Genomic DNA, 18,271 nt, shown 5'->3' with positions numbered 1-18,271 from the left:
GCAGATCTACTTTCCTAGCGGGAAGAAGGTCGACAGTACACGCGTCCCGTCGGCTGCCTTTTCCAGGAACCCGGTCATCCTGACCCCTTCGTAGATTCCCGAGACCTGGGCTCCGCCCTTCTTGTAGGTGCCGGTGGCGAGGAGATGCTCACCGGCGGCCATGACCGTTTCGGCCGTCCAGTGTGCCGGGAAGAAGGTGTGACCGGCCTTGGCGACCTTCGGGATGATCGAACCGTCCGGCATTCTGGCGCCGACCGTTCCGACGACACGGACCGAGCCGTCCGCCTTGGTGACCAGCTCGCCGTTGATGAAGCGGTTCTCCGGGATGCCGCCGCTCTGGTCCGGGTGGAGGTGCCATCCGGCGAATTCGCCGTCCTTGTTGATGACGCCCTCCAGCACGTGCTCGCGAGCTTCGTCGGAGATGTTGCCGCAGTTGTGCACGAGGACCGGCGCGGCCCCCGCCAGCACGTAGTACGTGTGCAGACGGTCGACCGTGAGGTCGTACGTCACCACGGCCTGGTGGTAGTTGCGGACCCGCGTGACCGTGATCGGCGTGCCGTCGGCCGTGCGCAGCTCGTGGCCCGTGGCCAGCTCGCTCGCCTCGGTCCAGCGGTGGGCCGTGACGTCCCAGAAGGGGTGGTGCCACGTCGTCGTCAGCGTGCTCGACGTGCCGTCGTCCGACGTGAGGACGAGGTCGGTGAACTCCTTGTCGTCCGGGGTCGTGATGAGCCGCTCGACCGTCTCCGCGCGGGTCACGCCCGTCTGGGGGTCGGTCGCGAGGACCTGGTCGCCCTCCTTGACCTGCTGGATCGGCTTGCTGGTGCCGTCCGCGAGCCGGACCGCGGTGCCGGCCGGGAAGCTGTGCGGACCGCCGATGGGACAGGTGCCGACGTCGTCCGCCGACTTGGCCGCGTCCTGCGCCGCCTGCTTCTCGGCCTGGACCGCCGCGTCTTCCGCGGCCGCCGCCTCGTCGGCGGTCTTGCGCGCCGCGACCATGGCGCCCTCGGCCTCGCGGGCGATCTTCTGGGCGCCGCGGAAGGCGTCGTACGCCTTCTCGCCCTCCTTCCAGAGCTTGAAGGCCCGGATGCCGACCTTCACCGCCTTGAAGACCTTCGACCAGGGGACGAAGTTCAGGGCGGTGTTGATGCAGCCCATGACGTCGCCCTTGGTGAAGCAGTCGCGCGCGTCGTTGAAGCCGATCAGGTCGCCGACGACGTCGACGATCTTGCTCATCAGCTCTTCGCGTTCCTGCTTGGCCTTGGCGAGCGCCTCGTCGGCGGCCTGCTTCTGGCGCAGCGCCTCGGCCGCGGCGGCCTGCTTGGCGGCGTTGTCGTTCCTGGCCTGCTGGGTGGCCGCGGTGGAACCGGTGTCGGTGGGGGTGCCACCACCGTCACCACCGCCACCGCCGCCGTCGCCGCCGGCCTCGGCCGCCATCCTGTTGAGCTGGGCGGCGCTGTAGCAGCGGCCCGTTCCGTCGTCGGCCGGGACGCACGTGCCGCTCGGGTCCGACTTGTCGACCGGGTTGTTGTCGGCGTACGCGTAGCCGTTCCAGGACTGCGGGTCGCCCTCGCTGAAGATCGGGTCGACCGACAGGAAGCGGCCCGTGGCCGGGTCGTACTGCCGTGCGCCCAGCGTGGTGAAGCCGGTGTCCTCGATGGTGCCGCCGACGAAGCCGCGGCTGCCCGCCCAGACGCCCGCGCCCGGCTGCGTGCCGCGCGCGTTGCCGAAGGGGTCGCTCGGGCGACGGGCGGTGGCGAGGGTGCCCGCCTCGAACTGGACGCCGTTGGTCCCGTGCGGATCGGCGGCCTGGTAGTACAGCTTGCCGGTGCCGCTCTTGGTGACACGAGCGACGGAAAGGCCGCCCGGCGCCGGGTAACTACGGGTGTCGGAGACCGCGCCGGACGTGGTGTCCAGGGTGATCTCGTCGGCTCCGAGGAACAGCGTCACCTTGCCCGGCGAGCGGCGGATCAGCTGGCCGCCGGAGGCGTCGTAGACGTAGCTCGTCGGCCCCGCCGCGGCGGTGTCCTCGACGGACTCGACCCGGCCCTCGGTGTTCCAGTTGATCTTCTTGGTGCCGGACGTGCTGGTGATCGACGTGGTGTTGCCGGACGCGTCGTACTGGTACGTCGCCGTCTTCACGTCGGTGCCGACGGTCGACTTCGACGTGGTCAGCGCGTGCGGGCCGCCCGTGCCGCCGCCCGTGTCCGCTGCGGTGGTCGGGGTGTTGGGACCGGTGGCGAAGGTCTGGTCGACCGTCTGGTCCTTGGCCGTGACGCCGGTCGGGTCGTGCCGGACCAGCTTGGTGCGGTTGCCGGTCAGGTCGTACCCGTACGACTGCCAGTACGGCGACGGGCCGCCCACCCGCCCGGCGGCGTCGGCCGCGGTCGGCTCGGCCGGGTTGGCACAGCCGCCGATGCCGGAGACCGACGGGGCGGGCGCCGTGGTGGTGCCGCCGTTGTCGGTCCAGGCGGCGCTGAGCCGGCCCAGGTAGTCGTACGTGAAGCACTGCGTGTCGACGCTGGTGCCGTCCTGCACGTTGCGGGCCGAGGTGAGCGAGCCCGCCTTGTTGTAGGTGTACGTCGTGAAGTCGACGTGGTTGCCGGCGAGCTGGCTGTCCAGGGTGGACTGCGTGACCCGGCCGGTGGCGGCGTCATACAGCTGGGTGGAGACCACCTGGGAGCCGTACGGACCCACCGTGGTGCGCGTGGGCCGGCCGAAGGCGTCGTACTGCACATCCGTGACCAGGGCGGACTTGCCGCTGGAGCCGATGAAGTTGCCGTCGACGTCGTAGGAGTTGGTCAGCCGCTCGGCGGTCAGCCCCGCCCCCGTCACCGCGGGCAGGGTCACGGTCTTCGGCAGGCCGAGGACCGGGGTGTACGTCACCGAGGAGGTGTACGTGCCGGCGAGCACGCCCTCACTGGCCGGGATCGTCATCGACATGCCGGTGGGCCGGTAGCCGTTGTCGTACCCCGTGACCGTCGACTTGTACGCCACGCCGTTGACGAAGCGGGTGGAGGTGTCCGGCTTGCCCTTCGCCTTGGCGTCGTAGGTCCACTCGAGGGTCTTCTTCGCCGGATCGGTGGTGGCCGTTCCGTCGTATGCGGCCGTCTTCCGGCCCAGCAGGTCGTACGTGAAGCTGATGGACCGGCCGCGCGCGTCCGTGGCCGTGGTGATCCGGCCGCTGGCGTCGTAGACGGTCCTGGCCTGGCCCGAATCGGGGTCGGAGTTGCCGGTCAGCTGTCCGAGGGTGTCATAGGTGTAGCGCCACTCGTGGCCCGAGGAGTCCTTGCGGAGCACCGGGTGACCGGCGATGTCGTACGAGGTGGTGGTGGCGTCGTAGGCACCGGTCGGCGTGTTCGACTTGTACTGGCGGCTTTCCGTGGTCCGGCCGAGCGCGTCCGTGATCGTCGAGCTCGCGTACCCGCCGGGCGGCGGCGTCACGTCGACCCGGTCCGCACCCGCGTACGTCGTCGTCGAGCGCCATTGCTCCTGGCCGTACGACATGAACTTGCTGACCGTGACCCGGCCCAGCGCGTCGTACTCGTTCCACGTCTGCGCCGGGATCTGCGCGTCCTGCGGGACGAAGACGACCGAGGTCGGACCCGAGTCGTTGTTGAAGTACGACGGGGTCGTCTGGACCTCGCGGCCCTGGGTGTCGAAGATCGCGTCCGAGACCAGCCGGCCGACGGAGCCGAACGGCGGCTGCGCCTGGGTCTGGCGGATCCGGCCGAAGCCGTCGTGGATCTGGATGCTGGTGCCGTAGCTGCCGTCCTCGCGCAGGTTCTGCGTGGTGATGGCGGCCGGGCCGTCGCGGTTGGCCTTGAGGTCGTAGGCGAACTTCTGGTTCGGGGACTGCGTGGCCTTGTCGCGGCCGGGCTTCCACACCGCGACCAGGCGGCCGAGGGAGTCGTACTCCTCGTCCGTGAAGCGCCCGTTCTCGTCCACCGCGCGGGTCGGCAGGCCGCGGCCCGGGTCCATCGTGGTGGTGGAGGTCCAGCCGAGCGGGTTGGTGACGGCCACGGAGGTCGGCAGCGCGCCCTCGGCCGGCGTGTACGCCGTCGTGGTCGTGGCGCCGTCCGGGTGCGTGGCGTCCTTGGTGTTCGGGTCGGTCGTGGAGACCTGGCGGCCGTACTTGTCGAAGGCGGCCTTCGCCGTGACCCGGTAGTTGGCCGAGCCGTCCGCGTTGTACGAGCTCAGCACCTCGGAGGAGGTCTGCAGCGCGCGGTCGCCGACCGTGCCCAGCGGCTGGTTGTCGTACAGGTTGCGGGTGTCCGCGATGGTGTTGGCGGCGGTCGGCGTGGCGCCGCACGGGCCGGCCAGCGTCAGGACGCGGTACGGCAGCTCGATCAGCATCGGGTTGGCACCGGAGGCGTAGGACGTCTCGGTGCACTGGCGCTGCTCGGGCTTGGTGACGTCACCGAAGACGTCGACCTTCTGCACGCGCGCGGCGTGCGACACGTCCGTGTCGTAGGTGACCTCGCGCTTCGTCTCGCGCCAGGTGTCGTCGGCGAGCCGGGCCCGCTCTCGGACCTGGGCGGTGTTGATGAAGCGGGCGGTGACCTTCGGCAGGCCGGACACGGACGGCGTGTGGGTGGAGGTGATCTCCGAGCGCCACGGGGTGCTCAGCTCGCCGCTGAGGACCTTGGCCCCCGGCGCGACCGACTCGAAGGTCTGGGTCTCGCGAACGAAGCCCGCGTACTCCTCCTCGTCGGTGATGGTGCCGCCCCAGGTGTCGGTCACCTGGCCGCCCATGCCGCGCAGGAACGTGGCGACGGACTTGCTCTTGGGGCCGTCGGTGCCGTTGCCGGTGGTCGTGGTGACCGTCGCGTAGCCGCGGAAGTTGTCGTACGTCCGGGCGTCGTCGTCGGCGAACTCGGATTCGTTGCGGTGCCAGGCGGCGCCGCCGCCGTACTCGTACTCGGTGACCCGGGCGACACCGGAGGTGACGCGGGACTCCTGGGTGATCGAGCCGACCAGGTACTTGTTGAACCAGTCGAGTTCCGGCTTGGCGTTGGTCGGCGAGCCCGGCTTGACCCACTTGACCGGCATGCAGGCCATGGTGTTGGTCTCGGGGGCGGAGGGCATGGTGCCGGCCTTGCGCGAGCACTCCACCGGCTTGTAGCCGACGTTGATGCGGCCGCCGGTCTCCGTGACGATCTCCGTCATGCGCGGACGGTTGAACCGCGAGGCGGTGACGGTGACCTCGTCGACCCGGTTGGGCATCTGCATGCCCGTGAAGGTGACCGGGGGCAGGTCGAGCGCGGCCAGGCCGTTGGAGCCGGTGCGCTTGATCGACTGGAGCCACATGGTGGGGCTCTGGGTGGCGTCGTCGGGGTACGACCAGCCGTGGGTGAGCGTCCAGGTGTCGACGGTGCGGTAGTCGGTGCCGACGAGGACGTCGGCCTTCACCTCGGCGAGCCGCTTGGAGGTCCAGAAGGTGGGACCGTAGACCGTGCAGGTGCCACCGCTCGCGCAGTTCTGGTCGAGCGGCGTGTCCTTCCAGCGGCTCTGGTTGGCGAGGGTCCGGTCCGCCGGCTCGCAGCCGGTCGTCTCGAAGCAGCGCTCCTTGGCCGTGAAGGTCATCACGACGGCGGGCTTGGCGGTGCCCTTCGCGGCGATCTGCTCGGGCAGGCGCTGGCCGTAGGAGACCGTGCGGGACTGGGAGGCGCGCTGGTACTTGGTGCGCGCGCCGGTGCCGTTGTTCTGGCCGCCGCCGCGGGCGTACCAGTTGTCCTCCTGGTCGTACGTGTAGCTGATCAGGTTGCCGTGGAGGTCGACGATGTAGTCGAGGTTCCACTGCCAGCCCATCTGGCACCACGAGGCGAGTCCGGTGGAGGAGCTGTTGCAGGGGTCGCCGGCCTTCGGGTGGTACACCGGGACGGTGTTGACCGAGTTGGAGGCCGGGTCGCTGCCGTCACCGCCGGGCAGGTGGTTGGCGCCGAAGTAGTACTCGGTGCCCTCGGTGGTGGTGACCTTGAAGCCCTCGCCGTTCCAGGCGCCGTTGTTCAGGCCGGTGAGCGGGGTGATCTTCGTACCGTCGTCGCCCTGGAGGCGCAGCACGCCGGTGGTGTCGTCCTTGACGACCTGGCCGGAGTGGCCGGCCAGGTTGAGGCTGAGGGTCTGGCCCGCCCAGCACTCGTCGCCGGACATGTCGATGCCGGCCTTCAGACACGGCTTGTACTGCCGCGAGATGAAGCCGGGGGTGTAGGCCCAGCCCTCGCCGGCCCAGGACGCCTGGGAGTTGGAGGCGGCGGTCATGCCGTCGACGGTGGAGGAGTCGTAGCCGAGCATGACGCTGGGCGCGGCTCCGCCGATCGCGGTCGGCATGGAGAAGGTGTAGCTGTACGTGAAGTTGCCGGCGTTGGATCCGGCGCTCCACGACGCCGACGGCGAGAGCGGGGTGGCCGCGAAGGAGCCCCCGGAGCCGGAGGCGGCCGGCTCGGCGGCGAGCACCATGGCGCCGGCCGCCGCGGGCGCGGACGACTGCTGGGCGAGGGACTTCTGGGCGCCCGTGCCGCCGTTCTGCGCGGTCTCGGCGGCCGGCAGGGTGACGTCGGCGGTGAGCTTGCCGGTGCGCGGGTCCAGGGTGGACACGATCGGCGTGCGGGTGCGGCACTGGGCCTTCGCCGGGGTGGTCAGCGCACAGGCCGGCATCCGGACGAGCCGGGCGCGGTCGCGCCAGGAGCCGGTGCCCTGCAGTGTGTTGACGTCCAGCTCGACGCGGACGGAGCGGCCGGCGTCGGTCGCGGGGGACGCGCCGCGCACGGTGACCAGGTTGCCGAAGGCGCCGGCGGCCTTGGCGGCGGCCGGGTCGCTGACGGTGACGCTGACGGACGCGGAGTCCGTGGCCGTACCGCCGGCGCTGTCGACGGCCTTCGGGGCCGGCCCGGCGGAGCCGTGGCGCGGGGCGCCGAGGTCGGCGACGGAGACGGGCAGCTGTCCGGCGCGTATCGCGGCGGCCTTGCGGCCGGCGCCGGGCGCGTGCGGCAGGGTGACGGTGGCCGAGCCGGTCGGCACCGGCTTGCGGGCAGAGCGCCAGCGGCCGGCGGCGCCGGTGCGCGGGTCGACGGAGGCGCCGAGTTCACCGGGGTCGGTGGTCCCCTCGACGGACTTCGTCTTGTCGAGACGGGTGTTCGGCGGCGTCCACACCTTGGGGTGGGGTCCGCGGGCGGCCTGCGCCTCGGGGACCGCGACGAAGGAGACCAGGACCGCGAGCACCGCGGTCAGGACCACGGACTGCGGTCTCCCTCTGCGTCTCGACCACATCGGTGGGTGGGCATACCACGCCCTCATATCAACTCCAGGACTTTCAGGGCAGCACAAAATGACGCCCGGCCGGATTCGGCGGGGCGTCACCGCGCGCGAGGAACGCGACGCGATCATCCGCACACTAGGGACGAACAAGCGTCCAACACCACGTTCCACCAGGGGATTTGACGGCGGCTTTACTTTGCCGAAAGTAATTGATCTCGGGATATCAGCGGAATGTCCGCAATCGACACGCGAATTGGCGCTCGGATCCGGCCGTTCCGCAACCCCTTCTCGTCATGTACGGTTCAACAGCGCGTGCGCCTGGCGTCCGATCCCCGACGTTCTACGCGCGCAGAATCGACACCCGCACCGCCTTCCCCCTCACCCCTCACGGAGGTCTGACGGATGCCCGGACTCAGCAGGTCCCACCGCCGCTTCGCCACGCTCACCGCCTGTGGCGCTCTGCTCGCCGCCGCTGCCGCCCCCGCGCTCAGCGCCCCCGCGGCCGCCGCGCCGGACGCCACGGCCGCCACGGCCGCGACGACCGCCACCACCACGCCGCTGCGCGTGCTCTTCGACAACTCCAAGGCGGAGACCGCCGGAAACGCCGACTGGATCATCGGCACCGGCCAGCCCGACCCGCTCACCCAGAACCCGTCCCCCTCGGCCGAGACCGACTGGACCGGCGCCATCTCCGCCTGGGGCGTGGCGCTGCAGAAGACCGGTCGCTACTCGCTCAAGACGCTGCCGAACGGCGGGACCATCACCTACGGCACCACCGCCGCGACGGACCTGTCGAACTTCGACACCTTCGTGCTGCCCGAGCCCAACGTCCGGCTCAGCGCGGCCGAGAAGACCGCGGTCATGAAGTTCGTGCAGAACGGCGGCGGCCTCTTCCTGGTCTCCGACCACACCGTGGCCGACCGCAACAACGACGGCTGGGACGCCCTCGCCATCATCAACGACCTGATGAGCGACAACGGCGTCGACAACACCGACCCGTTCGGCTTCAGCCTCGACGTGCTGAACATCCAGACCGACAACCCGAGGGCGATCGCCGACACCACCGACCCGGTGCTCAACGGCGGCTTCGGCAAGGTGACCGGCAGCATCATCCGCAACGGCACCACCGCCACCCTCAAGCCGGCCGACAACCCGTCCGTCAAGGGTCTGATCTACCGCACCGGCTACTCCGGCAACACCGGCGCCTTCTTCGCGACCAGCACCTTCGGCAGCGGCCGGGTCGCGATCTGGGGCGACAGCTCACCCATCGACGACGGCACCGGCCAGCCCGGGAACACCCTGTTCGACGGCTGGAACGACCCCGCCGGCACCAACGCGGCCCTCGCCCTGAACGCCACCGACTGGCTCTCCAAGGCCACCACCGGCGGCGGTGGCGGCGGTGGCGGCACCACCTGCACCGCGGGCCAGCTCCTCGCCAACCCGGGCTTCGAGTCCGGCGACACCGACTGGAGCGGCACCTCGGGCGTCATCACCAACGACCCGGCGCGCCCGGCCCGCACCGGCTCCTACAAGGCGTGGCTGAGCGGCTACGGCTCCGCGCACACCGACACGCTGTCCCAGACGGTGACGATCCCGGCCGGCTGCACCACGGCCACGCTCGGCTTCTACACCCGGATCGACACCGCCGAGACCACCACGACCACGGCGTACGACAAGCTCAAGGTCGAGGTCGTGGACGGCTCCGGCGCGGTCCTGTCCACGCTGGCGACGTACTCCAACCTCAACAAGTCGAGCGGCTACGTGCAGCGCAGCTTCAACCTGGGCGCGTACGCCGGGCAGACCGTCACGCTGCGGTTCACCGGCACGGAGGGCTCCACGCTGCAGACCTCCTTCGTGATCGACGACGCCTCGGTCACGGTCGGCTGACCGCGCCGCCGGCCGATCCGCGTCCCACGTATCCGGGCGCGCCGCGCCGGCCCGCGCGGCGCGCTCCTCGCGAGGCCGGGAACGTCACCCGGCCTTGCGAGGAGCCGGACGGCGCCCAGAGCAGGTGAGGTCCGCGGACATCCTGGCGCTGTGCGGGCCGATCCGGGCCGGGGACACCTGCTCATCGGTGTGGGCCACGTGGGTGATCGGGTGGCCGGCTCCGTGATCGTTGGCGTGGCATTCGATCGTTCCGCCCGACGAGTCGAGACAGTGGACGGGATCTCCGGCCGGACCGACCCGGGGCCCTGTCGACGTCGGCAGCCGGGTGTCGCGCCGCCCGACCGCCCACTCGTCCGCAAGGGGACGCATCGATGACCGACACCGGCACGTCCTACCGTGATCTGCGCGCCCTGGTGATCAACTGCACGCTCAAGCGGTCGCCGGAGCGCAGCCACACCCAGGGTCTGATCGACATCAGCACCGGGATCATGGAGCGCCAGGGCGTCGCGGTCGAGGTGCTCCGAGCGGTGGATATCGACCTCGCGACCGGTGTGTGGCCCGACATGACCGAGCACGGGTGGGAGACCGACGAGTGGCCCGTCATCTACTCGAAGGTGATGGCCGCAGACATCCTCACCTTGGCCGGACCCGTCTGGCTGGGAGACAACTCCTCGGTCATGAAGAAGGTGATCGAGCGTCTGTACGCCTGCTCGTCGATCCTCAACGATCGTGGCCAGTACGCCTACTACGGCCGGGTCGGAGGCTGCCTGATCACCGGCAACGAGGACGGCGCCAAGCACTGCGCGATGAACGTGATCTACAGCCTGCAGCACCTGGGGTACGTGATCCCGCCGCAGGCGGACGCCGGCTGGGTCGGCCCGGCCGGCCCCGGCCCGTCGTACCTGGACGAGGGCTCGGGTGGCCCGGAAAACGACTTCACCAACCGCAACACCACGTTCATGACGTGGAACATGCTGCACCTCGCCCGGATGCTCAAGGACGCCGGCGGCATCCCGGCGTACGGCAACCAGCGCTCCGAATGGGATGCCGGCTGCCGCTTCGACTTCGACAACCCCGAACACCGTTGAGCTCCGGCCGGAACGCCGGAGGATCAGAAGGCCGGCGCCCTCAGCTCACAGGGAGCTGCCGGGGCTGAGGGGTCCAGGGCCCGTTCGACCAGTCCGATCGCGCGCGGGCTGTACGACATGCTCAGATGGGCGGAGAGGTCGACCGGGCAGCCTTCCTGCAAGGTGACGTTCTGCACCGTTGCTCCGGAGCCCGCCGTCATGAACGTGCTCTGCCAGGGCGTGGTGATCTCGTCGTACTTCGTGGCGATCACGGTGTAGTCGACCCCGGGAACGGTGTCGCCGTCGGCGTTGAGCTCCTTGATGAAGTCGGACCTCTCGTACTGCTGGACGCCCGCCTTTCCCACGGACACCTGCCCGGGTTCCAGAATCCCGAGCTTGTCGGCGAGAGTCGAGATGCCACTCATGGTGGTGCCGTGGTTGGTCGCGCCGAGCTGGACGACCTTCTTGACCTTGTTCTTCGAGGGGTCGGCCGGGTTGGCGCCGCCGTCCGCCTTGAGGTACCAGCGGGCCAGGGTCCCGCCCTGGGAGTGGCCGACCAGGTCGACCTGGTCGGAGCCGCTGGCGGCGAGCACCTTGTCCACGAAGGCGGCCAGCTCCTTGGAGGACTCCCTGATGTCTCCGTAGCCCTTGACGGTGGGAGCGAGAGCCACCGCGGCGTCGTCGGTGTCGCCGTAGTCGAGGGCGTAGACGCAGTAGCCCTGCGCCTTCAGCTCGGGGGACATGCGGGCCCAGTTGTTGTACCGGTTCTCGTAGGTGCCGTGGACCAGGACGACCGGACGCGGGTGGGCGGCGCCGGGACGGCAGTTCCAGTCGTTGGCACCCGGCGGATCGATGTCGAGGTGGAGGATGGAATGGACCATGGCGGGCAGGAAATTGTCCTGCCCGGGGCCCGTCTCCGCTGCCGCGGAGGTGGAGGTGGCCAGGACCGTGGCCGCGGCGGCGGCACAGACGGCGCCGGCGTATCCGGGTATGTGCGAGACGGCTCGTCTCACGAGTCCCCCTAGAGAAGCATCTCCGTCGATTGGACAGCGGCAGTATCCAAGAGGGGTGATCGGTTCGACAGCACTACGAGCGAGATGGCCGGATCGGACTCTTCGCACGGCACCCCGGCACGCCTTGCCCGAGGCCCACACGAGGGCCGGTGCCGATCGAAAAGATGCCGGCCTGGGTGAGCCCCCGAAAGTCCTTTCGGCCTCCCAGTCCCGCTTGCCAGAGCCCAGAGCGTCAAACGAGCGTCACGGCAGCCGACCGCCACAACGGCTTGTCACCAGGATCGGCGTCTCCGGGCACGCGTCGGGACGGCGTCCCGTCTTCCCGTACATATCTCGCCGACAGGCAGCTTGATGACCACGCTCCGGCCGTCGGCGAGGAAGGCCCGGTACACGACCGTCCTCGACCGTGTCGACAGGCGGTGTGCGGCACGAACCGGAACTCCCACGAGACCGAGGGCGGCCCGCGCGACTGCCGCGGGTACGTTCGTCGCGCTCACCCCGCACCTGCCGGTTCCGCCCCGAAGGCACCCAGGCGGCGGACGTGCCGAAGGGTGACCGCCAGGTGCCGCCGGTACTCGGCCACGTCCTCGGTGACGGGGCAGTCGGGCTGCCAGGGCTTTTCGGGCCCGACGAAGTGCACGAGGGCAGCGGCCGGGTCCGGCCTGAGCGACCGGGTGACGACCCGCCGCACCCAGTTGCCCCGCTCCAGGAACCGGCCGGTCTCGAACCTGTTGAGCCCGGCGGCGGCCGGCCGCACGCGGCCGGAGTGCAGGAGCCACAGGTTCAGGGCGTCCTGGTCGTTATGGAGGATGTGGCGGCGGCCGTGGATGAGCGCGTGCTCGACGCCCTTGCGGACGACGGGCATGTGGCCGGTGCGGGTCCAGAGGACTCCGGCGTTGAAGTAGGGGCGGCCGCGCAGGTGGGGCCAGCGTTCGGCGGCACCGGGCAGCGCCGGGCACTCCCCTATGGCCGGGTTGAACTCGTCACGTACGGCACCGATCTCGTCCTCCACGAGGGAGTCGAGTGGGTCGGTGATGTCTCCGCGGACGAGCACGTCCGCGTCCACGTAGATCAGGTAGGGCCGGCGGACGAAGTCGGGCGTGAACTCGAACCGCAGGTAGGTGGTGACGGTGATGTACGCGGCGTCCGCCATGCGCGAGGCGCGCAGCGGGGCGCAGCGGCGGAGGTCGAAGGAGCCGAAGCCGGTCCGCTTGGCGAGGTTGGAGAGGAGCAGGGCCTGCGCCGGGGCGAGGTCGAGGGTGAGCACCCGAACCGCCGCATCGCGGCGGGCGACGGGGGTGAGGCTGTCGGCCAGGCCCGCGATCGCGGCGAGGCCGGGAACGAGGTACTGCTGGTCGATGCAGAGACCGAACGCGTACACGGGACATCGCCTTTCAGGCGTGGTGCACGGAAGGGAGTGAGGGACGGGGCGGTGAGCGCGGAAACTCACCGGTTGTTCTCGCCGCCGGAGGGGGCGAGGACCTTGAGGCTGTCGGGGTCGTCGGTCTCCCAGTAGGGCCCGCCTCCGGCCGGTGGCCGCAGCACCCACACGGTGCCGCCGGCACGGACGTCGGTGACGATCGCCCGCCGTCCGTTTCCGTCCCTGACGAGGTCGCCGACCCACGCGCGCCGGGCGGTCACGAGGTGCCCTCCTCGGGTGCTTCGGTCTGGGTGAACCAGCCGGACGCCGCGTCCGCGAGGTCGCGGCGGCGTCGGTCCTGACCGGGCGTACGGCGGGCCGGGGTGCCGCTCGACGCGTCCGCGAGGAACCCTCCCCGATCGCGGAGGAGCACGCCGAGGGCCGCGAACTGGGCCGCGTCGGAGGCGACATGGGCCGCCGCGCTGGCGACAACGCCCCGGATCATCCCGGCGGACAGAGCGGCCGTGACCGCCTGCCACCCCGGCCGCTCAGCGAGCGGCAGCGCCGGGTCGGAGTCGGACCAGGCCCCGGCGACGTGCCAGTGCCGGGCGTCGGCGTAGTAGCGGCCACGCTCCTCGCTCTCGCCAAGAGCAGTGGAGGACGGGGCGCAGGAGTAGACGGCAACGGGCACGTGCCCGAGACCGCCGGGCGGGTTCTTCGGCATGCCTCCAGGCTGCTGGCTTGCGAGGCTCGGGCCCAGGCATGGCCCGTCGCAGCGGAGGAACCTCGTACCGGGCTCGGCTGCCACGTCCCGTGGCAGCAGATGCGGACTCCGCCGTAGGGCTGACACGGCCCGTAGCAATCACGCTGGCGGCGCCCGCGGAACTACTACGGACCGTGGTACTGCGACCCGTCCCTCAGCGCACCCCAAGCGGGACGCCTGCGGAGTTGGCGAGCCCGCGCAGCCGGTTGACGGACACGCCGGCGAGCCTGCTGATGATGACGCCGGGAAGCATCTGGTGGCGCACCCAGCCGGGAGCCGTCTCGCACACCGCTTGGAGGGTGTCGGCCGCGGGCTCCCACCGCCGGCATTCCACCTGGGTGAGAGCGACGTCCAAGCCAAAGCGGGCTCGGGTGGCCAGCGGCACGCTGGCGTCCAGGCGGACGGTGTCCATGAGGCGCAGAGCGCCACCTGTGTCGCCGAGCGCCACCGCGATACTCATCGCCTGCGTGGCGGCGTACATCGGCCCGTACGGCTGGGCATGCGAGCCGCGGGCGTGTTCGTCTCCGATGCGGGCGGCGACGGCGTGCGCCTGGGAGAGATACTCGCGGGCATGGTCCGCGCTGGCCCCGCCCCGGGAGGCGGCGACGGCGGCGTTCGTGACCAGCTGACCATAGACGCTGAGCCGGTCCGGGTCGTGCTCGCTCATCTTGGGCTCGATCCGATCGGCCTGAGCCGCTGCGAGGAGGAAGCCCTGCTTGGTGCGCCCATCGCGGAGGTTGACCCATGCGGTCGTGGCGGCGAGATGGGCGTCGTGCAGCTCGTCCCCGCTCTGAACGGCGATCTGCCGCCCGTACGTCAGCGCCGCGTACGCCAGGTCCCGCGAGCCGAGCACGTTGGCAGCCATACCCGCGGTCTGGAAGGTGTCGATCAGGATGCCGGCGGCGGCCTCACGATCGTCGAGGCCGGCGTTATCGAACCTGGCCCGAGCCTCTGGGAGGAGCCGTCCGAGGAGGGTGCCGAGCTCGGTGTACCGCCCTTCCCAGTAGGCGGCGTCCGCGCGACGAACGACCGCTCGAAGCTCTTCGACGCTGCCCGGCTCGACATCGGCGGGGATGCCGATGGCAGCGTCGTGGGTAGCCGCGGAGACCAGGCGCAGCGCGGCCCGCTCGTCGCGGTCCATGGACCGGCGCGGCGCCTGCTGCCCGAGGAGCACGGCGATGTCCGTACCGAGCGCGTCGGCGATCGACAGCAGCGACGGCAGGGAAGCCGTCCCTCCGCGTTCGAGCTTGCGGACGACGCCGACGGACACACCGGCGGCCTCCGCTAACTGCTCCTGTGTCATGGCACCGCGCAGCGCCTTCAGGCGCTCAGAGGTGGTGTACTCCGACCACTGCATGCTCCAGAACCTCCGCGTGATGGGCCCCACACGGACAGTACTCACAGAAACGCGGCGGTGGACCGTCTTCGGCCAGGCGGCAGTTGACGCTCAGACCGTGAGCACAGCCGTGACGCCGAGAAGAGCCTCCAGCTCCGCCACCGCCCTGTCCTCGTCGGTGAGGTGAACGGTCGTGATGCCCAGCTCGGCAGCCGGCGGCAGGTTCACCTCGTGATCGTCCACGAACACACACCGCTCGGCAGGCAACCCGATCCGCTCCAGGGCCAGCCGGTAGATCGCCGGGGCCGGCTTCGCCAACCCCTCCAGCTCGGACACGACGTGCACGTCGAAGAGGTCCCAGATACCCACGTGCTCGTACGGGTTGAACGGGTCGAGCCCGAAGCTGTTCGACAGCAGCGCGAGCCGATGCCCGGCAGCCCGCGCGGCCCGGGCGAGCGCGATCATCCGACGCGCCGGAGGCACCTCGGCCCAGGCCCGCCCCATCAGGTTCACGGGGTCCACGTGCTCACCCAGCAGGACCGCCGTCCCCTCGTTCCACTCAGCCTGCCCGATCTCCCCGATCTCCAGCGCCGCATAAAGCCGCTGGCCTTCGGGGTGATCGTTGAGAGTGGCACGCCACGCGCCCGGCTCCAGTCGCTCGGACACACACCAGGCACGGTGTACGGCGATGGGACTAGCGGTGAGCACCCCGGCGAAGTCGAGGATCAGGCCGCGCTGCTCATGCCCGTTCGGCGTGACAGTGGTGTGCGACATGCGGTATCCGTCCTTACGCGATCGGTCTCATGGGGGACGCTACCGCGCTGGCGGGACAAACGTGTTCTCCCTCTCAGACCAGGCGCCCCTCCCAACCAAGCAGCGAGGCGCAGGATCAACGAGGGATGATCAAGTCTGTCAGCTGGCCTGGCGTAGGAACCTTCCCTCGGTTGACCCCGATGGCCACCCCGATCGCGACCACAGGGAGCAGCGCCACGAGAGCCGCCTCCGGAAGGCCCGCCAACGACGCACCCGCCATGGCGAGAACAACCAGGAAACCCACCACCACAAGTCTTAGGCGCTCACGAGGCACAACCGGTTCAGCGTCACCTATTTGGTCTTCGTCGAGCAGCTGGCCGACTCGCCCTTCGGCATAGCGTTCCGCGATCGTCACCAACAGCACCGTGAGTTCTCGCAACGCCTGTTCAGGGTCGGTGTCCTGCCGAGCCTCAGCCCTGCGGAGCGCACCTACTACCCGAGCCGTATGTTCGCTGACGACGCGTTCGTGATGTCTTCGCACGTCGCCACGCCGAGTGTGGGGCGCGCGCCAAATGACACTCTCCGCTGCTTTGAGCGAGACGCGGGGGACATCACCCCCAGGGCGTCCAGTGCGCCACCGCCTCTGCGCCTGAGCACATTGAACTGCGGCAACCACCAGGACCACTGCAGGCCAGCACCGCAGATAGTCACCGCCGCCCCGCGCCTTTCTCTCGGCCAGTTCGCGTCGGCGGCGCCGTTCCGGGCTGTGCGAAAGCGCCGCGCTCACCCGACGGATGAGAGGCAGGGCTAGCAGAAGGACCAGAACCACCAGGATTCCGCGCACTGCCTGGAAGGCTTCGGCGGGACCTTCCCAGTCACGAACGGCTCCAGGTAGTGCGAGGACTCTGTCGACCACGTCGCCCAACGGATTGCGTCCGTTCCTTACCGGACGGTTCGCACGGGGCTCCCGGAGGAAGATCGCACCGGCATTCCACACGACGAACGCGAACGAAGCCAAGCTCGCCAGGTAGACAGGAATGGCGATCTGGGCCGCGTACCACCATCGCACCACCCACACGGGAGGCAGCCCGTGACCTGACGGGACCTGGCCCACCACAACGTCCGGAAGCACCTCCCGGGCCTCGGCCAGGAGCACTTCTGCGTGCCGGTCCGCCAGGACGCTCCTTCGGCGCTTGATCTCCTGGACCAGCCGCCGATCGAGGGGCTCAAGTACGCGCCGGCGCCACCATGTACGCAAAGGCACGTAGGAGAACAGAGCGGTTAACGCAAAGAGCACTGCGAATCCAACTACCACCACGAGAAACGACTTCACGACGAACAGTCTTCCGGATGACTCTGACAGCCGTGGCGTCGCTGCGCGGAGGAGCGGAACGACCGCTTCGTCTGTGGTGTCGCCAGCGGACGGGTAGCTGGCACCAACAACGCTTTCAGGACATCGCAACCGCCACCCAGGTCGGGTCAGGAAAGCCCGCTCACGAGTCGCTCACCTCCAACGCCGGAGGCTTTGGGAGGCGGACAGCCTGCCCCTCTATGGACGATGCGACAGCCCGGAGGATCACCAAGGCCAGAAACACGCCTCGCCCAACACCAGGCGCACGCCGCATCAAAGTGAACTGGATACCCCAATACGAACAGTAGTTCCGTGATCACCCATTGTCAGTGCCGCCGAGTAGCGTGCCACTCCTCGCACCGAGCAACGCAAGGAGAAGGTGATGACGGACGCCACCCTGCCCAGGGGCAGCCGGACGAAGCAGGCTGTGTACATCTGGCTGATGAGCCTCGCCGCGAATGAGGGTTCGTGTACCTATTGCGCTGTCAGGCCATCGACGACTCTCGATCACGAGCAGCCCGTAGCTGGCAATGGCGCCGACGTGTGGTGGAACTTCCTCCCGGCATGCAAGCCCTGCAACGATTGGAAGCGTGGGCGCAGCACGATGGAGTGGCTCATCGACCAGAAGCTCCACCGGCAGCACCCCCGCGACGGGTTCGACACGCGCAAGATGCCTCTCCGCATGTTCGCCGGGTTCGAGACACGCATCGAGCGAGTACGCCGCGAAATCGCCGACCCCGATCGCCGAGACTGGTTCCGGCACCACTTTGGGGAGGCCCGCTACAAGAACAAGGACGACATCTGGCGCCACCTCGAAGCATGTAGGAAGACACTGGCTCGGTACCCTCACCTGCCTTGGACGTCGCCGAGTGTCGATCCTTCTGAGTCCGGTGTCTGCACCCGGCGCATCTGCTGCGGATGGCGGCACCCGGACTCGCGGACTGTAAGCGGCGTGATCATCGGCCGCAGCGAGTACGCCGCGATCAGCCAGGCCGCGTTCGAGTCCGACATGTCCATTGGAGACCTCACGGCGACCCTCCTCCTCCGCCACCTCCGGGAGCGCCACAACGGGATGCTGAGCAACAGCCATACGGCCTCGAACACCAACCCGAGCATTCCACCGCAGCGCAGCTGAGGCCGGGAATCCATCGCCCCTCAATGACAATCGGAGGAGTGGCACAGCCGGCACGTGGGACCGCGTGTCCGACTCCCAAGCTTCGGAGGAAGTTCAGGGATGGCCGCTGACCGCCCCCAAGCACTCGATTCGGCCTGAAGATGACGGCCCTCTGTGTCCGCCCCTGATCTTCAGCGCGGTCGGCCCGGAGCCATCCCCAGCGTCCTCGCGGCGGCCCAACTCGTTCAATCCGCGGTCACGGCGCTGCTATCCGGCTCCTGAGGCCTGCCCGTCGCACCATCACGTCCGACCGCTGCCCACAACCCCTCGGTGAAACCGGGAAGGAGCACGATGCCGAGTTCGGTCGCAGCAT

General features: G+C 69.7%; 11 protein-coding genes. 3 read left to right on the top strand and 8 right to left on the bottom strand.

Annotated elements, in window-relative coordinates; translation table 11 throughout:
* Positions 1-6 precede the first annotated feature (6 nt).
* On the bottom strand, positions 7-7,233 hold the full coding sequence (locus tag ACFYU9_RS24010; protein WP_389345942.1) for a polymorphic toxin-type HINT domain-containing protein: 7,227 nt from the start codon (positions 7,231-7,233) through the stop codon (positions 7-9).
* Positions 7,234-7,656: 423 nt separating this feature from the next.
* Between ACFYU9_RS24010 and ACFYU9_RS24005 the strand changes: the two genes are divergently transcribed.
* Together ACFYU9_RS24005 and ACFYU9_RS24000 are read left to right on the top strand one after the other, a co-directional pair.
* Complete coding sequence (locus ACFYU9_RS24005) at positions 7,657-9,141, top strand: hydrolase (protein ID WP_389211572.1); 1,485 nt, start codon at positions 7,657-7,659, stop codon at positions 9,139-9,141.
* A 371-nt stretch (positions 9,142-9,512) separates the two neighbouring features.
* On the top strand, positions 9,513-10,229 hold the full coding sequence (locus ACFYU9_RS24000; protein ID WP_389211570.1) for a flavodoxin family protein: 717 nt from the start codon (positions 9,513-9,515) through the stop codon (positions 10,227-10,229).
* Between the two features lie 23 nt (positions 10,230-10,252).
* On the opposite strand, the gene ACFYU9_RS23995 is transcribed toward ACFYU9_RS24000, so the two are convergent.
* The 7 genes from ACFYU9_RS23995 to ACFYU9_RS23965 all read right to left on the bottom strand — a co-directional run bounded on the left by ACFYU9_RS23995 (position 10,253) and on the right by ACFYU9_RS23965 (position 15,848).
* Positions 10,253-11,221: an esterase/lipase family protein gene (locus ACFYU9_RS23995; RefSeq protein ID WP_389345941.1), complete on the bottom strand. Its 969-nt coding sequence runs from the start codon at positions 11,219-11,221 to the stop codon at positions 10,253-10,255.
* 493 nt (positions 11,222-11,714) lie between these two features.
* On the bottom strand, positions 11,715-12,602 hold the full coding sequence (locus tag ACFYU9_RS23990; protein WP_389345940.1) for a glycosyltransferase family 8 protein: 888 nt from the start codon (positions 12,600-12,602) through the stop codon (positions 11,715-11,717).
* A 65-nt stretch (positions 12,603-12,667) separates the two neighbouring features.
* Positions 12,668-12,862 carry a hypothetical protein gene (locus ACFYU9_RS23985; RefSeq protein ID WP_389345939.1) on the bottom strand — a complete coding sequence of 65 codons (195 nt, stop codon included), beginning with the start codon at positions 12,860-12,862 and terminating at the stop codon, positions 12,668-12,670.
* A complete protein-coding gene (locus ACFYU9_RS23980; protein ID WP_389345938.1) occupies positions 12,859-13,305 on the bottom strand; it encodes a hypothetical protein in 447 nt (148 codons plus the stop codon). The genes ACFYU9_RS23985 and ACFYU9_RS23980 overlap by 4 nt, the downstream gene beginning before the upstream one ends.
* 193 nt (positions 13,306-13,498) lie before the next feature.
* Positions 13,499-14,701, bottom strand: a complete 1,203-nt coding sequence (locus ACFYU9_RS23975; RefSeq protein WP_389345937.1) for a helix-turn-helix domain-containing protein — start codon at positions 14,699-14,701, stop codon at positions 13,499-13,501.
* 90 nt (positions 14,702-14,791) lie between these two features.
* Positions 14,792-15,454 carry an HAD-IA family hydrolase gene (locus tag ACFYU9_RS23970; protein WP_389345936.1) on the bottom strand — a complete coding sequence of 221 codons (663 nt, stop codon included), beginning with the start codon at positions 15,452-15,454 and terminating at the stop codon, positions 14,792-14,794.
* 115 nt (positions 15,455-15,569) lie between these two features.
* Positions 15,570-15,848: a hypothetical protein gene (locus ACFYU9_RS23965; protein ID WP_389345935.1), complete on the bottom strand. Its 279-nt coding sequence runs from the start codon at positions 15,846-15,848 to the stop codon at positions 15,570-15,572.
* Positions 15,849-17,166: 1,318 nt separating this feature from the next.
* On the opposite strand from ACFYU9_RS23965, the gene ACFYU9_RS23960 reads away from it, so the two are divergent.
* Positions 17,167-17,919 (top strand): HNH endonuclease, encoded by a 753-nt coding sequence (locus ACFYU9_RS23960; RefSeq protein WP_389345934.1) that lies wholly within the window; start codon positions 17,167-17,169, stop codon positions 17,917-17,919.
* Positions 17,920-18,271: the final 352 nt, after the last annotated feature.

The sequence above is a fragment of the Streptomyces sp. NPDC004327 genome, assembly GCF_042873935.1.
In the GTDB taxonomy this organism is placed as follows: domain Bacteria; phylum Actinomycetota; class Actinomycetes; order Streptomycetales; family Streptomycetaceae; genus Streptomyces.
This window is presented reverse-complemented; position numbering and strand designations above follow the sequence as displayed.

Excerpts from the sequence above, each read along its gene's own strand:
- ACFYU9_RS24000 (WP_389211570.1), top strand. The coding sequence starts at position 9,513 with ATGACCGACACCGGCACGTCCTACCGTGATCTGCGCGCCCTGGTGATC.
- ACFYU9_RS24005 (WP_389211572.1), top strand. The coding sequence starts at position 7,657 with ATGCCCGGACTCAGCAGGTCCCACCGCCGCTTCGCCACGCTCACCGCC.
- ACFYU9_RS23975 (WP_389345937.1), bottom strand. The coding sequence starts at position 14,701 with ATGCAGTGGTCGGAGTACACCACCTCTGAGCGCCTGAAGGCGCTGCGC.
- ACFYU9_RS23980 (WP_389345938.1), bottom strand. The coding sequence starts at position 13,305 with ATGCCGAAGAACCCGCCCGGCGGTCTCGGGCACGTGCCCGTTGCCGTC.
- ACFYU9_RS23970 (WP_389345936.1), bottom strand. The coding sequence starts at position 15,454 with ATGTCGCACACCACTGTCACGCCGAACGGGCATGAGCAGCGCGGCCTG.
- ACFYU9_RS23960 (WP_389345934.1), top strand. The coding sequence starts at position 17,167 with ATGACGGACGCCACCCTGCCCAGGGGCAGCCGGACGAAGCAGGCTGTG.